The organism is Shewanella sp. 10N.286.52.B9 (assembly GCF_002873635.1).
Classification (GTDB): Bacteria; Pseudomonadota; Gammaproteobacteria; order Enterobacterales; family Shewanellaceae; genus Shewanella.
Map to the genome: position 1 here is coordinate 1 of NZ_MCTY01000128.1, position 6,615 is coordinate 6,615.

Here is a 6,615-nt window from a genome sequence, read left to right on the forward strand (position 1 = left end):
AATTTAAAGAATACTCGGGTATGTTTGCTGCCTGTAAAATACTAAAAATATAGAAATTAGTTTATCTACCTGTTTTGTATAAGTGGTCTATACTCATAGTAAGAAATGGACATTCGATGGGTGGGATCTGAGTGAAAAAGCACATTAACTCAATTTTAGTAGTAGATGACCAGCCAATAGTTAGACGAATTTTCACAAGAAGTCTAGAACAACTAGGGACTTATGAAATTATCGAGGCGGCTGATGGATTAGAAGCATTTAATTTAATCAAACAAAAACATTTTGATTTGATATTTTGTGACTTAAATATGCCCGTAAAAGACGGATTATATTTACTTCAACGACTCATAGAAATTCAATATACCAGTGCTATTGTATTATTCAGCGGAGAAGGTGAAACTTTACTTAATTCTGCTAAAGTATTAGCCACTTATTATCATCTTAATATTCTTGGTGTAGTTCGTAAACCCATCACCGCAACAATGCTGAGTGAGTTTTTGGTTAAAGCCACTAATGCTGATAGCATGCCTCAAACACAAGTCATAGCAACCCTCACATCTAAACAATTAGAGTATCACTTAAATAAAGGTAATGTTCGCGCTTACTTACAACCACAATATAATCTTGACACCATGCAAATTTGTGGCTTTGAAGCATTAGCTAGAATAGTTGATGGTGATAAAGTGATTTCGCCTTCTCAATTTATACATGCAGCAGAAGAAAATAAATTTATTCTACGTATTACCAAAGCTGTTGTTGAAGATGCCATAAAAAACTTTGCTAAATTGGATGTAAAATATCGTTCGTTGAGTTTATCAATTAACATCTCAGGTAAAGTGCTTGATGAAGAGGACTTACCTTTTTGGTTAGAAGAAGTAACCAGTAAAAATAAAATATCTTGCAATTCGATTACTTGCGAGCTAACTGAAACTGCAATCCCTTCAAACCCATCAGTGATGATTGTAGCTTTACTGAGATTACGCATGATGAAATTTAAACTATCAATCGATGACTTTGGTACAGGCTTTGCCTCACTAGAACAATTACATATGTTACCTTTTCATGAACTGAAAATAGACAGATGCTTTGTTGAAAATATTGTTACAAATACTAAGTCTCAAGCTTTGTTTACACGAAGTATTTTACTTGCCAATGACCTTAAAATGACAGCGATTGCAGAAGGTGTTGAATCAAAAGAAACTGTAGATGTAATTAAGAAACTGGGGTGCAATATTGCTCAAGGATTCTATTTCTGTAAACCTTTTCCAGCCAATAAAATAATAACGGTTATTAATAAGGAGGGGCTTGATTACGGGGTAAAATTTCAAAGGGAATTAACATGTGAACGGACTTAAAAGGGTTGGTTCCATTTTTATAATATATGGGGTTTTGTTACTTGCTGCTATTGTTGTTTTAGCTGGCCATATGATAACACTCACTTTTTTCGCTACATGTTGGCTGCTAATCCTTTATCTACATTTAAGTAAATTGAATAAGCATGAGCTAGCTATTATCGAAACTCCAACTACCCATTGTAGGAAAGAAGTCATTCCTGAAAAACTGAATAACGACCTAATAGAGAAAATATTTTATGTTTTTAATAAAAATGTTTTATCACAATTAAGTAAAGACGGTTATATTCTAATAGACAAAGACGGTGTTATTTTGAATGTTAGTGAACGAGTGGAAAGGATTTTGGTCTGTTGTAAAGACGACATAATAACAAGCCATTTATCACTATTTTTGTTTTTTACGGAACCTACTCATCAAAAATCAACTGACACTATGATTGAGCGGATTAAAAAATTAGTGAGTAAACCTGAAAAGTTATATTTTTTAAATAAAGTTGGATTATATATCCCTATAGAAATTTCAATTAGTAAACTACCACATGAAAATGAAACATTGTACCTCGCACTAATAAGAGATATCACCGCGGAACAAGAACAATTACAACGCGAAATAGATTTGTATGTAAAACTATTTAATAAAGAAATGATTTACAAATCAGCTTTTAATCAAGCTGCAATTGGTATCGCAAGAGTAAATGTTGATTCATACATTGTTGAAGTTAACCCAATGCTATGCAAAATTTTTGGTTACAGCGAGAAAGAGTTTTGTAAGTTATCAATAAAAGACTTGACTGTTGATACTGATATAGAAAAATCAGAGATGCTAATTAGGCAACTGCTTCTTAAAGAAATTTATTTTTTTAACCTAGATAAACAGTATGTTAGGAAAGATAAAAGTGAGTTTTGGGCTAACATATCAGTATCATTAGTGTGTGATAATGTCACAAACCAACCTATTTATATGATCGCTGTAATTGAAGATATATCAGACAGAAAAAATATAGAAACAGCGCTAATAAATATAAGTAAAGAAAGAGAAGAGCTATTAGCCGGACTCACTATCGCATCAGAGGCAGGAGGTGTAAATAATTGGTCGTTAGATTTAGTTACGAATAAATTAAAGTGGGATGAAGGTACGCGACTGCTATATGGGATCAATTTAGACCAACAGCTTGTTTACCAAGATTGGCTTAATGCTGTTCACCCAGAAGACGTTGAAGAAATTAAACATCATATCTTAGCTGCTATTCATAACATCTGCTCTTTTAAAATTGAGTTTAGAGTTTTTAACCTTGAAACCAATGAGTTAGTTTGGGTTCGGTGCGCGGCGAATGTATCTTGTAATGAAAATAATAAACCCACAATGATGTTTGGCATCAATATTGATATTACCCATGAAAAATTAATTCAAATCGAGTTAGAAAAAGAAACCCAAGCGGCAAAACATGCTAACGAAGCCAAATCTAGATTTCTAGCAACTATGAGTCATGAGATCAGAACACCAATGAATGGTGTAATCGGTATGATTGATTTACTCAGACAAACTCACTTAGATACAGAACAAAAGCGTATGACGGCAACCATAAAGGATTCTTCGTTTTCGTTATTAGATATTATTAATGACATTTTAGATTTTTCAAAAATTGAATCGGGACAAATTGAACTAGAACTGACATCAGTAAGCATTCTTTCTTTAATAGAAAGAGCTGTAGATGCACTCTGTATCAATGCAAATAATAAAAATATACAGCTATATATTTGTCCTGATTTAAAAATCCCAGATAAAGTTAAAATTGATGCCGTACGCTTCAGACAGATAATTCTTAACTTGGTAGGCAATGCGATAAAATTTTCAAGCTTAGAAAGAAAAAGTGTTGTGATTATAAAAACAAGATTTGATTGGATTAGTGTTTCTTTGGTTGTTGATGTCATAGATAACGGTATTGGGATCTCAGAGTTACAACAAAAAAAATTATTTACACCTTTTATTCAAGCTGACACATCGACTACAAGAAAATTTGGTGGCACAGGTTTAGGGTTAAGTATTTGTAAATCATTTAGTGAATTAATGAGTGGTGAAATTAAATTAACAAGTCAATTAGGAAAGGGCAGTTGTTTTAGACTGTCAATCCCTATAACTAAAAATAAAAATACGAAATATGAATTTGAACATTTAGATTTTAGTGAATACCGTTTTTATATTATTCATGAATCAAAAGAACTTTCGAAGTGTTGTCAGGACATTATAGCCCAATTAAACCCTTTACATGTCAGCCAAGTTGGAATTGATAAGCTAGAGAATTTGTGCGCCATAAAAGATGAACAAGTTGTAGTGATTACATCTGCAGTCGATAAAACTAATATTTTAGAATCAACAAGCTTAAAAACAATAATTTTAAATCCACATCAGATAAAAAATAATGGCTACATTGATCCACTGACCTATGTCGTCAAGTGTGAGCCGTTAAAACCCAGCGACTTAATCCATGGTTTAGCTATTTTATGTGAACTTGAAAGCCCAACACTAGATCTAAACAAAGAAATAGAGGAAAACCATAGGGTAGAGGTAGCGCTTAAAGTAGATAAAAAGCGAAATCGTAATCTGATTTTACTCGCAGAAGATGAGCCAACGAATAGATTAGTATTAAGTAATCAATTGGAAAGTCTAGGATATGAACATGAAATAGCAGTAGATGGAAATGCTGCATATAAATTATGGATAACAGGCAGGTTCAACTTAATACTTACTGATTGTCATATGCCTAATATGGATGGATTTGCGCTAACAAAAAAAATCCGTAAAGAAGAAAGTCGCAAAGGGCTAAGCCCAACGACGATTATTGCAGTAACTGCCAATGGGCTTGTAGGTGAATTTGAAAATTGTATTAGGGCAGGGATGAATGATTATATTGCTAAGCCTGTTGAATTAAAAATGCTCAAAATTGCCCTAAGTAAATATATGAGTCGGGACAAAAACACACAAGCTATAGGGGAGGTTGTAGATTGTACTGAGCGCCATAAGGCTAATGATAGTATTGATTTTAAGCACTTAATTAAAATTATCGGTACCAATGATAAAACAATAACTGACGAAATTTTATTAATGTATTGGAATAGTGTTACCCAAGACACTAAAAAATTGATTGAAGCTGTAGAGGAAGGGCAATCTGATTTGATAAGAACCAGAGCGCATGCATTGAAAGGGATATCGTTTTCGACAGGTGCTGCTGTTATTGGGGAAAAGTTTAAATGGATTGAGCAAAACGCATCAAAAATTGACGATATCAAACAAAAACTGCATACAATTGAGAGTGAAACACTAAGAATAAAGGACTTATTAGTTAAACGTGGAATTTTACAAATCAAAGATTCGTAAGCAAATAATGGGATTGTAGTAGTAAAATATTGATTTTAATGCCGATAAATAACGTTATCGGCATCATGATAATGCTAGAATAAGTACGTGTTTTAATTAGATATAAAATATATGGATTACACTCTACCACCAGTATTACCGCTTTTTGACTCTGCTGACTTCTTACTTGAAGGTAATAGTGTCGTTAATCAATACATCACTCAAATTACTCTTGATAATGTAACTGATGCCGGTTTAATTATTGAACATTGCTCTGATTGGTTATATGAGCAACGGCATAGTGAAAATAACTATAAAGCCTACCGAAGTGAATTAACCACATTTCTACATTGGTGTTTTGATGTGGCTGTAATATCGCCAATAATGGTAACTAGAAAAGATATCGCCAGGTATATTGCATACTGCGAAACACCACCCAACGAATTTATTGGTTATTTTAATGTGCCACAATTTAAGCTAGAAAAAAGCGTAAATGAAAGAATACCAAATCCACAATGGCGGCCATTTGTAGGTAAAAAAATACTTGGAAAACCACAACCATATAGTTTGAGTGATAACGCACTAAAAACCAAAATAGCAATAGTATCATCTATGTATAGCTATTTAATTAGTGAAGAATACACAGAGAAAAATCCTGCACAATTATGGCTCAAATACAGTCGTTTTGCTGTTAAGAAAAAATACATAAAAGATGACGATGATAATCATCATGCTTTTACTGAACTACAATGGTCATACGTGGTTTCTACAGTTTCTGAGTTAGCAATATCGCAGCCAGAAAAACATCAACGTAGCTTGTTTTTAATTAATTTACTCTATAGTTGCTATCTTAGAATTTCTGAAATCAGCGCTAGAGCTGGATACTCGCCATTAATGAGTCAATTTAAAAAGAATCCGCATACTGGTATTTGGTATTTTTATGTACCATTTTCTAAAAGTGGCAAAGCAAGAAATATTGCTATTTCGAAATCACTACTAACAGGTCTTAAATCCTATAGAGAATATCTAGGCCTGTCAGCATTACCAAGTGCCAATGAAACGCATCCGATTTTTGTTAGACATAAAGCCGCTGGTCATGGTCGAGATTCTGGAATGCTAAATGCTAACCTAGGGATAAGACAAATTCGTGAAGAAATTAATACCTTAATAAACCTCGCAGCAGATAAAGCGTTTGAAGATGGTTTTGATTATGACAGTCAACTCATGAGGAAACTAACCGCACATAATATTCGTCATACCGGTATAACTCATGACATCAATTTAAACCAAAGACCATTATCACATGTTCAAGCTGATGCAGGCCATGAAAGTATTGATACCACGTCACAATATTTACATACTAGCCAGACAGAACGTGATCAAAGTGCACAAAATAAACCATTTAATCATTTAGCTAATTAATGTCATCAAATATGCATATTTAACAGGCAACGCTATGTGAAATCTGAAGATATAATCAAGGTAATATGGCTCAGAATTTAAAATAAGGTCATATTTAAAAGCTATGTTAGTTGTCTAATGTAGCTTTAAAAGCATATAAAAATACCCACACACAACTACGCACAATGTATATTATGTTAAATAGCTTATGCCTTTAAGGATTCGAAAGTTCGTATGAGCCCTGCCACTTAGATCGAGATTTTACGGCGCAATGAGATTTTTATTTGCCCTTGTACCAATAACTATGCCCTCAGCAAGATAACTACAGATCGAACTGAAAACATATAGTAAGCTGTTAACTCCGCATACATGTATTGATTTACTACACAAAAACTGACACTAAAGTTAATGAAGCATGTTTTCTGGTGTTCTTTATAAACTGAATATCATTACCTATTAATACTAGTTAACATTAAGTGTATGAAATTTATAGATAATAAATAACAG

3 protein-coding genes are annotated in these 6,615 nt (G+C 33.0%); all 3 read left to right on the plus strand.

What is annotated here, in order from left to right; translation table 11 throughout:
• The first annotated feature begins 131 nt into the window (after positions 1-131).
• The 3 genes from BCU91_RS07875 to BCU91_RS07885 all read left to right on the plus strand — a co-directional run bounded on the left by BCU91_RS07875 (position 132) and on the right by BCU91_RS07885 (position 6,129).
• Positions 132-1,355 (plus strand): EAL domain-containing response regulator, encoded by a 1,224-nt coding sequence (locus BCU91_RS07875; protein WP_102531237.1) that lies wholly within the window; start codon positions 132-134, stop codon positions 1,353-1,355.
• Positions 1,342-4,728, plus strand: a complete 3,387-nt coding sequence (locus BCU91_RS07880) for a PAS domain-containing hybrid sensor histidine kinase/response regulator (protein ID WP_133126592.1) — start codon at positions 1,342-1,344, stop codon at positions 4,726-4,728. Before BCU91_RS07875 ends, BCU91_RS07880 begins: the two co-directional genes overlap by 14 nt.
• Before the next feature lie 111 nt (positions 4,729-4,839).
• Positions 4,840-6,129, plus strand: a complete 1,290-nt coding sequence (locus tag BCU91_RS07885; protein ID WP_102531239.1) for a site-specific integrase — start codon at positions 4,840-4,842, stop codon at positions 6,127-6,129.
• Positions 6,130-6,615 lie beyond the last annotated feature (486 nt).